A 16,260-nucleotide genomic window follows, 5' to 3' on the forward strand; every position below is an offset into this window, starting at 1 on the left:
CAATTTCTCCCGCTTCGCCCAGCCCACCGAGCTGGACCTCCAGGCCTTCGACGGCCGGCATCCGGTGGAGCTGATCGGCAACATCCGCTTCCCCGCGATCGGCGAACTGCCCTACCTCCTCACCCTGGCGGGACACGGCTTCTACTGGTTCCGGCTGCGTGGCACGAGCCTGACGCCACGCATGGCTCACCACGATTGGACCTGATCCATGACTTCGCCTCTGCTGTCCGATATAGGCGTCGGTCCCGCGTCCTCCCTCGCGGCGCTCCTGGCGCGCTGGCTCCCGCGCCAGCGGTGGTTCACCGGACAAGGCCGCGACATGACCGGCGTCAGCGTCGCCGCGGCGACGGCGCTGACGGCCGACTGCTACCACCTGGTGGTCCGCGTCGACCAACGCGGCTCCGCGGACGGCGACCACTACCAGGTGCTGCTCGGCGTCGCCGCCCAGGTGCCGCCGCGGATGTGGCCGAGCCTGATCGGCGAGGTGGAGGCGCGGCCCGGCGAGCGGCTCATGGTCTACGACGCCGTCCACGACCACCGCGCGGCGATCGTGCTGCTCGAACGGCTCCGCAGAGGCGGCTCCACCGGGCACCTGCGCTTCGAGTCGCTGCCGCGGACGTCGGTGCCGTGCGGTCTGACCCCGCGCGTCCTCGACGTCGAGCAGTCGAACACGTCGATCGTGTACGGCGACGAACTCATACTGAAGCTCTTCCGTCACATCCAGCCCGGCATCAACCCCGACCTGGAGGTCACGGGCGCGCTGGCGCGGCACGGCTTCACCCAGGTCCCCGCGCCCGTCGGCTGGTTCCAGACGGAGGCGCCGTTCTGGAGCACCCTCGGCATGGTGCAGCCGTTCCTCACCGAATCGACGGACGGCTGGGAGCTGGCCCTGGACTCCGGCCGGCGCCGCACGGGCTTCACCGACGAGGCACATGAACTGGGCCGCACGACAGGCGAGTTGCACATGGCCCTCGCCAAGGCGTTCCCGACCGACATCGGCCCGGTGGACCAGCCGGCGCGACTGGCCGACGCGATGACCCACAAACTGCTGCGCGCGGCCGCACGGGTACCGGCGCTGCGCCCGTACGTGCCGCCCCTCCAGGAGATCTACGCGGCCGCCGTCACGGGCGGCGGCCAGCCCCCGCTGCAACGGACCCACGGCGACCTGCACCTGGGACAGGTCCTGCACGCCCACGGACGCTGGCACATCGTCGACTTCGAGGGCGAGCCGGCCAAACCCGTGCCGGAGCGCCGCGCCGACCGGTCACCGATCGCCGACGTCGCCGGCATGCTGCGGTCCTTCGACTACGCGGCCCAGTCCGGCGGTGCGTTCCACCCGCGGTGGGCCGAACGCTGCCGCGACGCCTTCTGCGCGGGCTACGCCGAGTCGGGCGGCTTCGATCCGCGCGCCGTCCCCGCCGCGCTGCGCGCCCACGAGGCGGCCCGCGCCGTCTATGAGGTGGTCTACGAGTCGGTGTACCGCCCCGACCGGCTCATGGTCCCGATGAACGCGGTGGCACGGCTGTGCGCGGCCCCCGGAACACCCCCGCCCATCCCGTCCGCCCCCTGTGACCGTCCCCTCCAGGAGACCTGACATGAGTGTCGCCGACCCCGTCCTGCAGGCCGACCAGCGCGCCCGAGTCGCGCCCCTCGCCGCGCTGGACGACGACGTGCGCTCCCGGCTTCTCGGCGGCGCCCACCACGACCCGCACTCCGTCCTGGGCGCCCACCCGCTGCGGGACGGGCTCGCGGTGCGCTGTCTGCGGCCGCACGCGCTGGCGGTGTCCGTCGTCATCGGCACCTGCTTGTGGGAGCTCCGCGACGAGGGCGACGGCCTGTTCGGGGGCAGGATCCCGGGTCAGGGCTTCGCGCCCTACCGCCTGCGCGTGACCTACCCCGAGGCGGTCACCGAGACGGACGACCCCTACGCGTTCCCGCCGACCCTGGGCGAGCTCGACCTGCACCTCATCTCCGAAGGCCGCCACGAGGAACTGTGGACGGCTCTCGGCTCCCGCGTACTGGAATGCCGCGGTGTACCGGGGACCCGCTTCACCGTCTGGGCGCCGAACGCGCGTGGTGTCCGGGTCCGCGGCGACTTCAACCACTGGGACGGGACGTCGCTGCCGATGCGCTCCCTGGGCTCCTCCGGGGTGTGGGAGCTGTTCGTCCCCGAGGTCGGCCCCGGCGCCCAGTACAAGTACGAGCTGACCGGCCCCGACGGGGCACGGTTCGACCGGGCCGACCCGATGGCCCGCAGCACGGAGGCGCCGCCCGCGACCGCCTCGGTCGTGGCGGAGAGCCACTACACCTGGGGTGACGAGAAGTGGCTGCGAGAGCGGGCCGACCGCCCGGCCCATGCCACCCCCATGTCCGTCTACGAAGTGCACCTCGGATCCTGGAGGCCGGGGGCGACCTACCGCAGCCTGGCGCACGAACTCACGGAGTACGTCTCCGAGCTGGGATTCACCCATGTCGAGCTGATGCCGGTGGCCGAGCACCCCTTCGGCGGCTCCTGGGGCTACCAGGTCACGGGTTTCTACGCGCCGACGGCCCGGCTCGGTACCCCCGACGACTTCAAGTACCTCGTCGACACACTCCACCAGGCCGGCATCGGGGTCATCCTCGACTGGGTCCCCGCCCATTTCCCGCGTGACGAATGGGCGTTGGCGCAGTTCGACGGGCGCCCCCTGTACGAGCCGCAGGATCCGCAGCGTGCCGCGCACCCCGACTGGGGCACCCTCGTCTTCGACTACGGCCGCAAGGAGGTCCGCAACTTCCTTGTGGCGAACGCCCTTTACTGGTGCGAGGAGTTCCACATCGACGGCCTGCGCGTCGACGCCGTCGCCTCCATGCTGTACCTCGACTACTCGCGCGAGGACGGGCAATGGTCCCCGAACCGGTTCGGCGGCCGGGAGAACCTCGACGCGGTCTCCTTCCTCCAGGAGATGAACGCCACGCTGTACCGGCGCGTCCCCGGCGTCGTCACCATCGCCGAGGAGTCCACCGCCTGGAACGGGGTGACACGGGCGACCCACGACATCGGCCCCGACGGCTTCGGCGGCCTCGGCTTCGGCCTGAAGTGGAACATGGGCTGGATGCACGACTCGCTCGACTACATGGCGCACGAGCCCGTGCACCGCAAGTACCACCACAATGAGATGACCTTCTCGATGGTGTACGCGTACAGCGAGAATTTCGTCCTGCCCATCTCCCACGACGAGGTTGTCCACGGCAAGAAGGCCCTGGTCTCCAAGATGCCGGGCGACTGGTGGCAGCAACGTGCCAACCACCGCGCCTACCTGGGGTACATGTGGGCCCACCCCGGCAAGAAGCTGCTGTTCATGGGCCAGGAGTTCGCCCAGGGCGCCGAATGGGAGGAGGAGGAAGGGCCGCAGTGGTGGGTGCTGGACGAGAAGCACCCCGCCGGCGGGGACCATCGCGGGGTCCAGCGACTGGTGGGCGATCTCAACCGCCTGTACGGCTCCCACCCCGCCCTGTGGGAACAGGACACGAGCCCCGACGGCTTCGTGTGGAGCGAGGCGGACGCCGCGGAGGACAACGTCTTCGCCTTCGTACGCAAGGCCGCCGACGGCAGCCCCCTGCTGGCCGTGGTGAACTTCGCGCCGGTGGTCCGCCACGACTACCGGCTCGGAGTACCGCTCACGGCGGCGGGGGAGTGGCAGGAGATCCTCAACACCGACGCGACGCGGTACGGCGGCAGCGATGTCCGCAACACCGGTCCGCTGCCGTTGGAGCCGGAGCCCCGGGGCGGCTTCCCCGCTTCGCTCACCCTGCGGCTGCCGCCGCTGGCGGCGATCTGGCTGACTCCGGTGCGTGAAACCTGACCCGTGCACCCGTGAAGGCCGGGCCCGGTGCTACTCCGGGTCGGCCGCGGCTGCCTGGGACCGGGCGGGTGCCGGGGCCGGCGTGAGCCCGTTGTGGATGACGTCCTGGGCCACGTCGCTGAGCATGATGCGATGGTGCCGGGCGTGATGGCGCAGCGCCTCGAACGCCGTGTTGAGAGTGATGTTGCTGCGTGCGGCGAGGACGCCCTTGGCCTGCTCGATGATGATGCGGCTCTGCAGGGCGGTGTGCAGCTGCTCGTTGACGGTGTGCTGCTGGTGGATGGTGCGGGCCTGGATCAGACCGATGGTGGCGGCGTCGGCGAGGGCCTGCGCCAGAGCGAGGTCGTCCGCGTTCAGCGGCCGGCTCCCCGTACGCAGCAGGAGGAGACTGCCGATGTTCTCCTGACGCAGGCGCATCGGCAGGGCGGTGGCGAGGCTGTAGCCGGCCTGCTGGAGCTGCGGGGCGAACTCCGGCCAGCGCGCGGCCGTCTCGGCCTCATCGGCCGCGGCGACCGACCGTGTGGTGCGGTAGGCGTCCACGGCCGGACCTTCGGTGCAGGCGGCGTCCAGGACGCGCTGGAGGGAGGGGCTGGGATCGCAGGGGGCCGGGCTGTGCAGGAGAGGCCCGGGGTGGGCGAGGAAGACCGCGGCGTCGGTGACGTCCAACAACTCCTGGCAGCGGACGGTCATCTGGTGCAGGAAGTCGATGACATCGAAGTCCTCCACCAGGGTGTCGGCCAGCTCCACGAAGGTACGGGCGATGTGCTGTTCCCTGCTCATGGCTGTACTCCTTGCCCGCGCTGAGCGTCACCGGTGCGGTCGATCGGATCATGCGGAGTCATGCGGCAGTTCCCGCTCGATGATGGCGTGGGCGGTGTCCGACAGGGACCGTCCGGACGCGTAGGCCTGGGCGCGCAGCCGGTCCAGAGCCTCGGCGAGCGGCACACCGAGCTTCTCGCTGAGGACTCCGGTGGCCTGGTGCACCTCGGCCCGGTGCAGTCCCACCGTCCCCGCGACACTGCTGGGGGCGCACTCGTCGCCGGCCGGCCAGCGGCTCAGCACCTGTTGTGCCAGCGCGTCGGCGACCAGCCAGCCCTGCGCGGACTGCTCCGCGCTGAGCGGGCCGGTCGTGCGACGGTAGCCGGTCATCGTGCCGATCTGGGCGGCGCCGATGTGCACCGGCCAGACGAACAGCGCCGCGATCCCCAGTTCCTCCGCCTCGGCGGTGAACTGGGGCCACTGCTGCGCCAGTACCTTGCCGAGATCCGGGACCTCGCGGGTACCCGGCTCGTCCTTGAAGAGCTGACTGGGGCCCTGCCCGAGGACGAACTGGAGGTCCTCGAGACGTGCGCTGGTGTCATCGCTGAACCACACCAGTTCCTGCCCCAGCGAGACGGCGATCCCGCCCAGGCCCAGGGCCTGGGCGGAGGCGACCGCCCACGACCGGCGCTCCTCCTCGGTAGCCGCCGCATGCAGGCTGTCCAGGAGCTCCTGGACCGTGGAACGCATATCCACACGCTTTCGTCGGTGCTTCCAGAGCGGCGCGGCGGCCGCCGGCTGCACACTTCGATTGCAGCTTAGCGCCGCCGCCCGCACCTGACAGCCACCCACCGGGAAAAACCGCCCCGGGGCCACGGGACGGGGCCTACTGCTCCGGCGCCGGCTCGGGGGACTGCGCCTGCTCCGGCGAGCTGTAGAAGACCGACGACCCCTGCTTGCTGCGCTGCGCCAGCCCCTTGGCCACTTGGCCCTCGACAGTGGTGCGCACGACCGGCTTCTTGAAGGTCCGGTCGGGGTGCGCCGCGGCGAGCGCGTCCGTCAGCTCCGCCGCCGAGCGCGGTTCCGTCTGCTGCTTGAGGAACTCCTGTACGAGGGTGACAAGTGTCGGCTGCGTACTGGCCGTTCCCTTGTCCGACTGACGGGGCGCGGGCACGGACTTGGCGCCGCGCGCCGTCTTGCGCTTCGGTGCGCTGTTCTTCGCGCCGCTTGCGGCGGCGGACTTGCGCTGCGGCTTCGTGGGCGCGCTCGTGCTCCCCTTCGCCGGCGCGCTCGCGCTCTCCTTCGTGCCCAGGGCCTGCTGCATGTTGACCAGGATCGCCTGGTCCTCCTGCAGCGCCCGCAACTGGGCCTGCAGTGCTTCTACTTCGGTGCCGATCTGCTCCTGCTCTTTGGCGTTGCGTTCGAGGTCGGCCGCGACCTGCGCCGCGTACTGCTGCTTGACACCCGAGTTTCCGGGCTGGGAATCCGTCATGGAAACCTCCTGTATGCGCTGGTCCGGGGGTGAACGGGAACGGCTGAGGCGCTGATGATTGCAGGAGTCTAGGGGAGCGCCTGCTCGATTGATCTCCCCAGCGCTCATCGAGTGAACCCTCAGACGGTTCATGACGTCTGTCAACAGGCACGCACCGAAGCCGCGTTCCGGTGGCCGAGTGACTCGTCCAGAATCGCCGCCACGGCCTGCGGATCGTGGGCGAACCGGCCGAGGAAGAGGCCGTCCACATCGGCGCCGAGTTGCGTGAGAAGCCCCGGCTGCGCGCTGCCGCCGTAGATGACCGCGCTGCCCGCGAGGTGCGGGCGGCCGCGGAGATGGGTCCGCAGGGCGCGGCAGACGGTGGTGATGTGTTCGGGTGTCGCCGGCCGCGGTGCGCCGATGGCCCACTGAGGTTCGTAGGCGACGGTGACGGGTCCGAGCGGGCCGAACGTCTCGGCCGTGGCCAGCAGACGTTCCAGCTCCGCCGTGGTGCGCTCGGCGGCGCCGGCGGGAGGCAGCGGATCGCGTTCGCCCACGCAGAGGACGGGGGTCAGTCCGTTGCGCAGGGCGGCCGCGGTCTTGGCGGCGACGATGGTGTCGCCCTCGCCGTACAGCCGGCGCCGTTCGGCGTGCCCCACCTCGGCGAAGCGGCAGCCGATCTCCCGCAGGGAGGCTCCGCTGACCTCACCGGTGTAGGGACCCTGGTCCTCGACGGCCAGGTCCTGCGCCCCGACATGCACCCCGCTGCCCGCCAACGCGTCCAGCACGGGGACGAGTTCGGGAAAGGACGGCAGGACGAACAGCTCGGCGCCGCCGGTGGCGAGAGCGGGGTGGGCGCGGGCGACGTCCGCGACACCGCGCGCCCACTCCAGGGTCTGCCGGTGCCCCAGATACATCTTCAGGCTGACGCCGAGAACCGTACGGGCCGTCATACGGCGTCTCGCTCGCCGGAGTCCTCGCTGCGGGCCTGTGCCTCGAAGTCGTCGAGGATACGGACCTTGGCGGCGGACGGCGAGGAGTCGTCGAAGCGGTAGGTCAGCCACTCCGTGGCCAGGCGGCGGGCGAGTTCGAGGCCCACGACGCGCTGACCGAAGGTGAGGACCTGGGCATTGTTGGACTTGACCGACCGTTCGACGGAGAACGAGTCGTGGGCGGTGACGGCGCGGATCCCGCGCACCTTGTTGGCGGCGATGGCGACGCCGAGACCCGTACCGCACACCAGGAGCGCCCGGTCGGCACGTCCGTCGGCGACGAGCCGTCCGGCGGCCACGCCGATCTCGGGGTAGGGGGTGTGACCGTCGGTGTCGACGCCGACGTCGATGACCTCGGCGACCAGGTCGCTGGCGGCGAGGTCGGCCTTGAGTGCTTCCTTGTACGTGTGACCGGCGTCGTCCGAACCGACGACGATCGTGAGGGGGGTGGTCATGGTGGTGCTCTCCTGTGCTGGGCGTGCAGTCATGAACGGGGGAAGGTGCCGGCGCGCGTCATGCCGGTCATGCGGGTCGCGCCGGGGCGAAGAGCGCCAGGTGTGCCGTGCGCACGACAAGGCCCAGTGAATGGGCCCCCGCGTCGGGAGTGCCGAGGCTCTTGCCCGCATGGGTGCGGGCGCGTCCGGCCCGGGGCAGCAGGTCGGCCGTGCGCGCGGCGGCGTCGGTGGCCGCTGCCGCGGCCGTCCCCCAGGCGTCGGGGAGCGGCTCACCGCGCCCGGCCGCGGCCCGCAGGGTGTCGGCGAACGGCACGAGGGCGTCGACCATGGTCTTGTCGCCGACCGCCGCCCCGCCGAGCCGCATCACGGCCTCGGCCGCTTCGGTCGCGCCCGCGGCCACCGTGACGGCCGTGGGCCGTTCGGTGTCGCCGACCGCGGTGCCGAGAGCGCGCAGGATGACGCCCCACAGCGCGCCCGAGGTACCGCCGGCCCGGTCGGACCAGCCGTCCGCGGCTTCCGCGAGCAGGGTGCCCGCGCCCGCGCCGCCGGCCAGTGCCGCACGGGCCGCCGCCAGCGCTCCCGCCGAGCCGTGCCGCATCCCGATGCCGTGGTCGCCGTCACCGGCGACCGCGTCGATGCGGCCCAACTCGTCGGCGTGCTCGTCCAAGGTGTGGGCGAGGGTGTCGAGGGTGTCGACGACGCGGCCGGCCAGCAGCCGCGAGTCGTGCGTCGCCGCGGGGTAGGTGGCCGGGGCGTCGGACACCGTGCCGAGGCCGGATGCCGGGTCCTCGACGACGTCCACGGGAGCGGGCAGGCTGCCCCGGCGCAGGGCGGGAGCGTCCACCGGGGCCCGCCACAGCGCCTCCAGTTCAGGGTCGAGCCAGACCAGGGTCAGCGACAGGCCCGCCATGTCGAAACTGGTGCACAGCTCGCCGACCTCCGGCAGCACGGCCGTCACGCCCGCTTCGGCGAGGAGTTCCGCGACACGCCGGTACACGATGAACAGCTCGTCATGGGTGAGGGCGCCGAGTCCGTTGAGCAGCAGGCCCACGCGCTGTCCGGCGGCGCGTTCCACGTCGTCGGGCAGCTCGGCCAACAGCCTGCCGACGAGGCGTCCGGCCGCCTCGTCCGCGGTGGGCGCGGCTTCCTCCGCGATGCCCGGCTCGCCGTGGATGCCGAGTCCGACCGCCATCCGGCCCTCGGGGACCTGGAAGAGCGGGTGCGGGGCGCCGGGCAGTGTGCAGCCGGAGAAGGCCAGGCCGAAGGTGCGCGTACGGGCGTTGGCGCGTTCGGCGATCCGGGCGACCTCGGAGAGCGGCGCACCGGATTCGGCGGCGGCCGCCGCGGCCTTGAAGACGACCAGGTCGCCGGCGACGCCGCGCCTGCGGTGCGCCTCTTGCGGCGGTGCGCTGGCCACGTCGTCGGTCACGGCCAGGGTGCGTACCTCGATGCCCTCGGCGGCCAGCCGCTGCGCGGCCTCGCCGAAGTGGAGGACGTCACCGGCGTAGTTGCCGTAGGCGAGCAGCACACCCGCGCCGCCGTGCGCGGCCTTCGCCACCTGTCGGACGCGGTGCGCGGAGGGTGAGGCGAAGACCTCGCCGACCGCCGCGCCGTGGGCCAGGCCGCGGCCGACCAGGCCGGTGAAGGCGGGGTAGTGGCCGGAGCCGCCGCCGATGACGACGGCGACCTGGCCGGGTGCCGGGCGGCCGCGGCGGACCACCCCGCCGGGTACGGCGCGTACCCGGTCGGCGTGGGCGGCGGCGAACCCTTCAAGGGCCTCCTGGGCGAAGGCGTCCGGATCGTTGAGCAGGCGTGTCATGAGTCGGATCTCCGCGGGAATCACACGAGTTGGACGACGGCGTCGACGATGAGGATGCTGACCAGACCCACCACCGCCTGGACGGTGACCAGCAGGCTCCAGGTCTTGAGCGTCTCGGGGACGGTCAGCCCGAAGTACTCCTTGAAGATCCAGAAGGCGCCGTCGCTGACGTGGGAGAAGATCATGGCGCCGGTGCAGGTGGCGAGCACGATCAGCTCCACCGGGGTGCCGGGGTGCTGGGCGAGGACCGGGGTGATGATGCCGGTCGCGGCGGCCACGGCGACGGTGCCCGAGCCGAGGGCGATGCGGAAGATCGCGGCGATCAGCCAGGCGAAGAGGATCGGGGAGATCGACCAGCTCTGGGTGTTGTCGGCGATGATGTCGCTGAGCCCGATGCCGTTGAGCATGCCCTTGAGCGCACCGCCCGCACCGATGATCAGCAGCAGGCTGATGACCGGGGTCAGGCCCTTCTTGGTGTTGGCGAGCAACTGCGCGCCGTTCGAGCCGAGCCGGATGCCGAGCGCCCAGTAGGCGTAGAGCACCGAGACGAGCAGGGCGATCACGGGGTTGCCGATGGCGTCCAGGACCGGGCTGTACCAGCCGTGGTCGGGCAGTGCGTCGGGCAGCAGGGTGCCGACGATCATCATGAGGGGGGCGACGAGGACGGTGCTGAGGCAGGCGGCGAGCGTCGGCTGCGGGGTGGCGGGTGCCTTGACCTCGGAGCGGACGGCAAGGGCGGTGCCGCCGGTGCCGGTGCCGGTGCCGGTGTTGGTGCCCGTGTCCGTGCCCTTGGCCTGGCCGTCCTTGTCCGGGGAGCCGGCCGGGCCCGCGGGTGTGCCGCCCGAGCCGCCGGAGTCGCCGAGCAGTTCCAGGGCGCCGTTGTTGCCGGTGATGTTCCATCGGGCGATCAGACGCGGGAACAGCAGCGCGCCGACCAGCAGGACGGGGACGCCGACGAGGATCCCGTAGAGGATCGTGACGCCGAGGCTGGCGTCGTAGGCCTGGGCGGCCATGACGGTGGCGGGGCCCGGTGGCAGCAGCGCGTGCGAGGTCATCAGGCCGGCGGCCATGGGGAGGCCGACGGCGAGCAGGTTGCGGTTGTACTTGCGGGCCACGGAGAAGACGAGCGGCACCAGCAGGACGAACGTGACCTCGAAGAGGTTCGGCAGGCCGATGATGACGGCCGCCAGGCCGATGCTGAGCGGCATCCAGACCGCGGCGCGGTTGCCGACGAGGACGTCGGCGATGCGGTCGGCGCCGCCGGAGTTGAGCAGCAGCCCGCCGAGCACGGTTCCCATGGCGATGACGAGTCCGGTGACGGACAGCGTGGAACCGAAGTTGTCGGTGACGGTCTCGACCGTCTTGGTCGGTCCGAGGCCGTTGGCCAGACCGAGCAGCAGGGTGGAGATCAGCAGGGCGATGAAGGGGTGCAGCTTCGCCTTGGCTATGAGCAGGACCAGCAGGCCGACGGCGAGGACGCCGCTGGCGAGGATGTACAGGGACGAGTGCATACGTCCTCATCTCGTCGTTGAGAAGGAGGGAGCAGGGGGAGGGGGTGGCCGCGCTGGGCGCGGGGCGGCGCGTCAGGCGCGGGCGAGGCGCCGGGAGGCGATCGTCGCGGCGATCTCGAACGCGTTGCTCGCGGAGTTGGTGTCGGCGACACCCTTGCCGACGATCTCGAAGGCGGTGCCGTGCGCGGGGGTGGTGACCGGTACGGGCAGGCCGCCCTGGATCGTCACGCCGCCGTCGAAGCCGAGCAGCTTCATCGCGATCTGGCCTTGATCGTGGTACATCGTCACGATGCCGTCGAAGACGCCGTCGCGGCCCTTGAGGAAGATCGTGTCCGCCGAGAAGGGGCCCTGGACGTCGATGCCCTTCGCCCGCGCGGCGGCGACGCCGGGGGCGATCTCGTCGATCTCGTGGCGGCCGAAGATGCCGTTCTCCCCGTTGTGCGGGTTGAGCGCGGCGACGCCGACGCGGGGTGCCGCGATGCCGGAGTCGCGGAGCATCTCCTCGAACATGACGACGATCTCGGTGACGCGGGCCGCGGTGATGCGGTCGGCGACGTCGGCCATGGGGATGTGCGAGGTGATCCGGGAGGTCCACAGCTGGGGCAGCACGTTGATCTCGGAGGTGGGCCCGGTGTACTTCATCAGGTCGGCGAACCAGCGCAGTTCGTCCTCGGCGTGCATGCCGGCCTCGTGCAGGGCGGCCTTGTTCAGCGGCATGAAACAGATGCCGTCGATCTCTCCCGCCTCGGCGAGCCGGACGGCGAACTCCAGGGCGGCCTTGGTCCAGGCCCCGCACTCGACGTCGACGCGGCCGGTGACGGTGGGCAGCGGGCCGGGCCGTCCGGGGTCGCGCAGGACGGCGCGGCCGGGGCGGCTGTCGTCGGGGGCGTCGGCGACGTCGAGCTCGACGCCGGCCTGGCCCGCGGCGCGGTCGAGCTCCTCGCGGGAGGCGATCACCAGGATGTCGGCCAGTCGTTGCGGCTCACCGGAGGCCAGCAGCTTCGCGGCGAGCTCACCGCCGATGCCGGACGGGTCGCCCAGCGTCAGGGCCAGCGTGGGACGGTGTGCTTCGGACATGAGCGGGTGCTCCTTCGTACGGGTGCGACGTTACGACGCTCGGGCGCGGACGAGCGCGGATCGAGACGTTCTTCACAAAGGGGAGATCTCAGGGCCGGGGGCCGACGCCCGGGGTCTGGGAGAGGAGGCGGCGCAGGTACGCGCGGTTGGTGGCGCTGACGCTGAGTCCGTCGCCGCCGTAGTGCTCGACGCAGAAGGCGCCCCGGAAGCCGTGTTCGACGGCGTACCGCAGGGCGTGCCGGTAGTCGATCACGCCGTACTCCATGGGCGCGGGGAAGGTCAGCACCGCGCCGGTGCTCGCGTCCTCGGCGCGGAAGTAGTTCTTGACGTGCCAGTAGTTGGCGTACGGGAGGGTCTTCTCGACCATGACGCGGGCCGCCTCGACCGGCCGGTGCAGCCGCTGGAGGTTGCCGAGGTCGGGGTTGAGCCCCACCCGGGGGTGGTCCACGGCCCGCACGAAGCGGACGGCGTCGTCGGCGGTGCCGAGGTAGGTGTCCTCGTACATCTCCAGGGAGACGTCCACGCCGACGCTCTGCGCGTGTTCGCCGAGTTCGCGGATGCGGGCGACGGCGAGCCGCCAGGTCTCCGGGTCGTCGGGGTTGCGCGGCCCGGGGGCGGTCCAGAACCAGAGGGCCTCGCGCTGGGCCGGGGCCAGTGCTTCGAACAGGCCGAAGGAGACCACCGCGGCGCCCAGTTCGGCGGCCGTGTCCACCACTCGGTGGCTGTAGGCGAGGTTGTCCGCGCCGTGGACCGGGTCGATGACGCTGCGGCGGGCCGTCGAGAGGGCGGGGACGGTGAGACCGGCCTCCTTCACCACGCGGGTGAAGTCGTCCCGGCGTGCCGGTGACAGGTCCGCGACCCGCAGCCAGGAGTCCGTGGGGTCGACCTGCTCGAAGCCGGCCCCGGCCACCTCGCGCAGCGCCTCCGCCCAGACCTCCGGGTCGGCGTCCTGGATCGAGCCGCCGTCCGGGGTGGTGTTCGCGAACTGCAGCATCGCGGCGGCGATGGGCCACTCCTCCCAGCCGGGGGTGGAGTGAGAACCAGCCTTGCTCATGTGCGCTCCTGCGTGGCGGAGTGTTGATGACGCGTGACGCGCACTCCGCGATAGATAATTTTCTATAGAAAATTAGCCCGCCTGCCATCGTGCGTCAACACCTGATTGACTTCACGTGGGACGACCCGAGTGGGAAGACCCGAGCGAGGAGAACCATGCAACTGCCCGACCCCCCGCCGTTCCTCAACGGACGGCAGGTCCTCACCGACGGCGTCCACGAGGCGCTGCTCGCCATGCTCGTGGACGGATCGCTCAAGCCCGGCCAGCCGCTGCGCACCGAGGCCCTCGCCCAGCATCTGCAGGTGTCGGCGACGCCGGTGCGCGAGGCGCTGGCCCGTCTGGAGGCGACCGGCATGGTGCGCCGGCTGGCCCGGCGCGGCTACCGCGTCGCCGACGTGCCCACCCGGGAGGAGATGGCCCAGTTCGTGGAGCTGCGCCTGCTGCTCGAACCGGCCAACGCGGAGAAGGCCTGCGCCCGCGCCGACCAGGCTCTGGTCGAGTCGCTGGCGCAGACCGTGGAGACCCAGCGGACGGCGCCGACGGGTCCGAACTACGCGAACTTCAAGGATTTCCTGCAAGCGGACTGGGCGTTCCACAGCCTCATCGCCGCCAACACCGGCAACCCGTTCCTCGAGCAGGTCTTCAACTCGTTCAACGGATACATGCAGCGCTACCGGGCCTTCGACCAGCACGTCATCAGCGACGCCCGGGAGAGCTGCGCCGAGCACTCGGCGGTCCTGGACGCCTTCCGGTCGGGCGCGCCCGAGGAGGCGGGCGCCGCGATGCGCGGCCACCTGGAGAACCTGCTGGCGCGGGTCCGCTCGACGGAGTGAACCCACGCTCCGGTGGATGACAGGTGCTCAAGGAGCGGGTGCCTCAACAGCCGCAGCCTGCCGCTGAGTTGCGGCGATCCGGGCCTGGCGGGTGCGCGGGCCGAAGAGGGCCAGTGCGACGGCGCCCACCATCCACGTACCGGCGATGAAGTAGAAGACGCTCCGGTAGCCGCTGCTGTTGTAGAGCGCCGCGACGATCAAGGGTCCCGCGGCGTTCGAGAGCCGGCCCAGTCCGTAGGAGACGCTCGTGCCGAGGGACCGGCCGGCGGTGTCGAAGAGTTCGGGGGAGTAGGCGTAGGCGAGGGCGGTGTAGCCGCGCTCGAAGAAGTTCACCAGGAAGCCGAACACGATGATGAAGACCGGGTTGAACGTGAGCCCGTACAGCAGACCGCACACGGCGATGACCGTGCCGAACACGGCGATCGACCACTTGCGCTCGAAGCGGTCCGTGACCAGGGACGCCAGGTAGGAGCCGAGCGGGGCGCCCACCGTGGTCAGGGCCACGTAGAAGACGGACTTCTCGACGCTGAAGCCCTCCTTGGCCAGCAGGGTCGGCGCCCAGCTCGAATAGCCGAAGAAGCCGATGGTCTGGGTCACCCACAAGACCGTGAGCAGCAGCGTCGGGTACAGGTACTTCTTCTGCAGCAGAAGGCGCAGCGGCGCCTTGGCGACGGGCACCTCCTCGACCGGCGGGGCGGGCTCGGGGAGCGGGCCCTTCTCCGCGGCGACCTGCGCCTCGATCTCGCGCAGAACCGCGTCGGCGCCCGCGTGGTCGCCGCGGCTCGCCAGCCAGCGCGGCGACTCCTTGAGGTGCCGGGTGAACAGGACGAGCAGGATGCCGAGGGAGCCCCAGAGGTAGACCAGGCGCCAGGACCAGTCGCTGAGCGGGACGACCAGGCTGGCGATGAGGTTGGTGACCGGGGTGCCGCAGATGCCGATGACGATGGCGTAGGCCTGGTACTTGCCGCGCACGGCCGCCGGATACATCTCGTTGACGTAGACGACGGCCACGACGGTCATCGCGGAGAGCCCCGCCGAGGTCAGGACGCGGAACACGCCGAGCGACACGAGGTCCCAGGAGAACACCGAGGCGAAAGAGAAGAAGGCGAAGAAGAACGTCGTCAGGAGCAGCGCCCGTTTGCGTCCCCAGCGGTCGGCGACGGTCCCGCCCGCGATCGAGCCGATGAACATGCCGACGAACGACAACGAGGTGACGTACGCGACCTGGTCGACCGTGATGCCCCACAGGTCGATGAGTTTCGGCGCGGTGGTCGCGAAGCTGTTGATGTCCGCGAACTCGAAGAAGTACGCGAAGGACACGGCGAGCAGCGTGAGCTTGTGGAACCGGCCGATGGGGAGCCGGTCGAGCCTGTTCAGCGCGTTGGAGTGGTACATGGTGACGCCTTTGTCAGATGGGTCGGGGTGAGCGGCGCTCATGGAGCCTGTCCGGGGACTCAGGCGTCCTCGCCGGGCCAGTACAGGCGCGTCGGGTTGGCGACGAGAAGCTTGTGCCGCTGCTCGGCGGTGACCGCCACATGCCGGATGTGATCGACCAGGAGCCCGTCGTCGGGCATGTGGTCGGTGAGGTTGGGGTGCGGCCAGTCGGTGCCCCACAGCACCCGGTCGGGGAACTCCTCGACGACGCGGCGGCCGAAGGGGACGACATCGGTGTAGGCGTGCTGTTCGCCGTCGAGTGCGGCGGGCCCGGTGACGGTGAGGCGCTCGGGGCACGTCACCTTCACCCAGACGTCGTTGTGGTCCACGAAGCGCAGGAAGCGGGTGAACTCGGGGCCGTCGACGGGCTTGCCGACGTCCGGGCGGCCCATGTGGTCCACGACCAGGGGAGTGGGCAACGCGGCGAAGAACGGCTCCAGTTCGGGCAGATCGGCGCTCTCGAAGTAGAGGACGCTGTGCCAGCCGAGCGGGGCGATCTTCCGCGCGATCGTGCGCAGCGCGTCCTTGGGCGAGGCGTCCACCAGACGTCGTACGAAGTTGAACCGCACTCCGCGCACACCCGCGGCGTCCAGTTGCCGCAGCTCCTTCTCACTGATGTCGGACCGGACGGTGGCGACGCCGCGGGCCCGGTCGCCCGCGGCGCGGACGGCGTCGAGCATGGCGGAGTTGTCCGCGCCGTGGCAGGTGGCCTGCACGATCACGTTGCGGGCCAGGCCCAAGTGGTCGCGGAGCGCGAAGAGTTGGTCCTTTCCACCGTCGCAGGGCGTGTACTTGCGCTCGGGCGCGAAGGCGAACTCGGCCTGCGGGCCGAAGACATGACAGTGGGCGTCGACGGCCCCGGCCGGCAGCCGGAGCGCCGGGACGGACGGGTCCTGGTACCAGTCCAGCCAGCCGGGGGTCTTGGGGGCGAGAGTGTGCACGGCTCTGTACTCCTAGAGGGGACAGGGAGAGGGGGCGTCGGGGCGCAGGCGGGGTTTCGGAGACAGGCT

The 16,260-nt window shown here is 71.2% G+C and carries 15 protein-coding genes; 4 read left to right on the forward strand and 11 right to left on the reverse strand.

Going from position 1 to position 16,260, the window contains the following annotated elements; translation table 11 throughout:
* From ABD366_RS18475 to glgB, 3 genes are all read left to right on the forward strand, one after another.
* Positions 1 to 205: alpha-glucosidase C-terminal domain-containing protein (locus tag ABD366_RS18475; RefSeq protein WP_344442106.1), on the forward strand; the 205-nt coding region annotated here is incomplete at its 5' end.
* A gap of 3 nt (positions 206 to 208) precedes the next feature.
* The gene (locus tag ABD366_RS18480) at positions 209 to 1,594 is read left to right on the forward strand and encodes a maltokinase N-terminal cap-like domain-containing protein (protein WP_324770010.1); all 1,386 of its coding nucleotides are present in this window, start codon (positions 209 to 211) and stop codon (positions 1,592 to 1,594) included.
* Between the two features lies 1 nt (position 1,595).
* Positions 1,596 to 3,845 carry a 1,4-alpha-glucan branching protein GlgB gene (glgB, locus tag ABD366_RS18485; protein WP_324770012.1) on the forward strand — a complete coding sequence of 750 codons (2,250 nt, stop codon included), beginning with the start codon at positions 1,596 to 1,598 and terminating at the stop codon, positions 3,843 to 3,845.
* A gap of 30 nt (positions 3,846 to 3,875) precedes the next feature.
* On the opposite strand, the gene ABD366_RS18490 is transcribed toward glgB, so the two are convergent.
* From ABD366_RS18490 to ABD366_RS18530, 9 genes are all read right to left on the reverse strand, one after another.
* The gene (locus ABD366_RS18490; RefSeq protein WP_324770013.1) at positions 3,876 to 4,625 is read right to left on the reverse strand and encodes an ANTAR domain-containing protein; all 750 of its coding nucleotides are present in this window, start codon (positions 4,623 to 4,625) and stop codon (positions 3,876 to 3,878) included.
* A 48-nt stretch (positions 4,626 to 4,673) separates the two neighbouring features.
* Positions 4,674 to 5,354, reverse strand: coding sequence for an ANTAR domain-containing protein (locus tag ABD366_RS18495; RefSeq protein ID WP_324770014.1), 681 nt, complete (start codon positions 5,352 to 5,354; stop codon positions 4,674 to 4,676).
* A gap of 136 nt (positions 5,355 to 5,490) precedes the next feature.
* Positions 5,491 to 6,096 carry a hypothetical protein gene (locus ABD366_RS18500; RefSeq protein WP_324770015.1) on the reverse strand — a complete coding sequence of 202 codons (606 nt, stop codon included), beginning with the start codon at positions 6,094 to 6,096 and terminating at the stop codon, positions 5,491 to 5,493.
* Positions 6,097 to 6,236: 140 nt separating this feature from the next.
* A complete protein-coding gene (locus ABD366_RS18505; RefSeq protein ID WP_324770017.1) occupies positions 6,237 to 7,028 on the reverse strand; it encodes a triose-phosphate isomerase family protein in 792 nt (263 codons plus the stop codon).
* Positions 7,025 to 7,522 (reverse strand): ribose-5-phosphate isomerase, encoded by a 498-nt coding sequence (locus ABD366_RS18510; protein ID WP_324770019.1) that lies wholly within the window; start codon positions 7,520 to 7,522, stop codon positions 7,025 to 7,027. The genes ABD366_RS18505 and ABD366_RS18510 overlap by 4 nt, the downstream gene beginning before the upstream one ends.
* A 67-nt stretch (positions 7,523 to 7,589) precedes the next feature.
* The gene (locus ABD366_RS18515) at positions 7,590 to 9,341 is read right to left on the reverse strand and encodes a dihydroxyacetone kinase family protein (RefSeq protein WP_344442111.1); all 1,752 of its coding nucleotides are present in this window, start codon (positions 9,339 to 9,341) and stop codon (positions 7,590 to 7,592) included.
* 20 nt (positions 9,342 to 9,361) lie between these two features.
* On the reverse strand, positions 9,362 to 10,852 hold the full coding sequence (locus tag ABD366_RS18520; protein WP_324767269.1) for a GntT/GntP/DsdX family permease: 1,491 nt from the start codon (positions 10,850 to 10,852) through the stop codon (positions 9,362 to 9,364).
* A 72-nt stretch (positions 10,853 to 10,924) separates the two neighbouring features.
* Complete coding sequence (locus tag ABD366_RS18525) at positions 10,925 to 11,929, reverse strand: 4-hydroxythreonine-4-phosphate dehydrogenase PdxA (RefSeq protein WP_324767267.1); 1,005 nt, start codon at positions 11,927 to 11,929, stop codon at positions 10,925 to 10,927.
* An 88-nt stretch (positions 11,930 to 12,017) separates the two neighbouring features.
* Positions 12,018 to 12,983, reverse strand: a complete 966-nt coding sequence (locus tag ABD366_RS18530; protein ID WP_324767266.1) for a sugar phosphate isomerase/epimerase family protein — start codon at positions 12,981 to 12,983, stop codon at positions 12,018 to 12,020.
* Positions 12,984 to 13,138: 155 nt separating this feature from the next.
* Between ABD366_RS18530 and ABD366_RS18535 the strand changes: the two genes are divergently transcribed.
* Positions 13,139 to 13,816 carry a GntR family transcriptional regulator gene (locus tag ABD366_RS18535; RefSeq protein WP_324767265.1) on the forward strand — a complete coding sequence of 226 codons (678 nt, stop codon included), beginning with the start codon at positions 13,139 to 13,141 and terminating at the stop codon, positions 13,814 to 13,816.
* Between the two features lie 27 nt (positions 13,817 to 13,843).
* Here the strand turns inward: ABD366_RS18535 and ABD366_RS18540 are convergent, their stop codons facing one another.
* The gene (locus tag ABD366_RS18540; protein ID WP_324767264.1) at positions 13,844 to 15,211 is read right to left on the reverse strand and encodes an MFS transporter; all 1,368 of its coding nucleotides are present in this window, start codon (positions 15,209 to 15,211) and stop codon (positions 13,844 to 13,846) included.
* A gap of 59 nt (positions 15,212 to 15,270) precedes the next feature.
* Positions 15,271 to 16,191, reverse strand: a complete 921-nt coding sequence (locus ABD366_RS18545; protein ID WP_324767263.1) for an amidohydrolase family protein — start codon at positions 16,189 to 16,191, stop codon at positions 15,271 to 15,273.
* Positions 16,192 to 16,260: the final 69 nt, after the last annotated feature.

This window comes from Streptomyces kunmingensis, assembly GCF_039533535.1.
Taxonomy (GTDB): Bacteria; Actinomycetota; Actinomycetes; order Streptomycetales; family Streptomycetaceae; genus Streptomyces; species Streptomyces kunmingensis.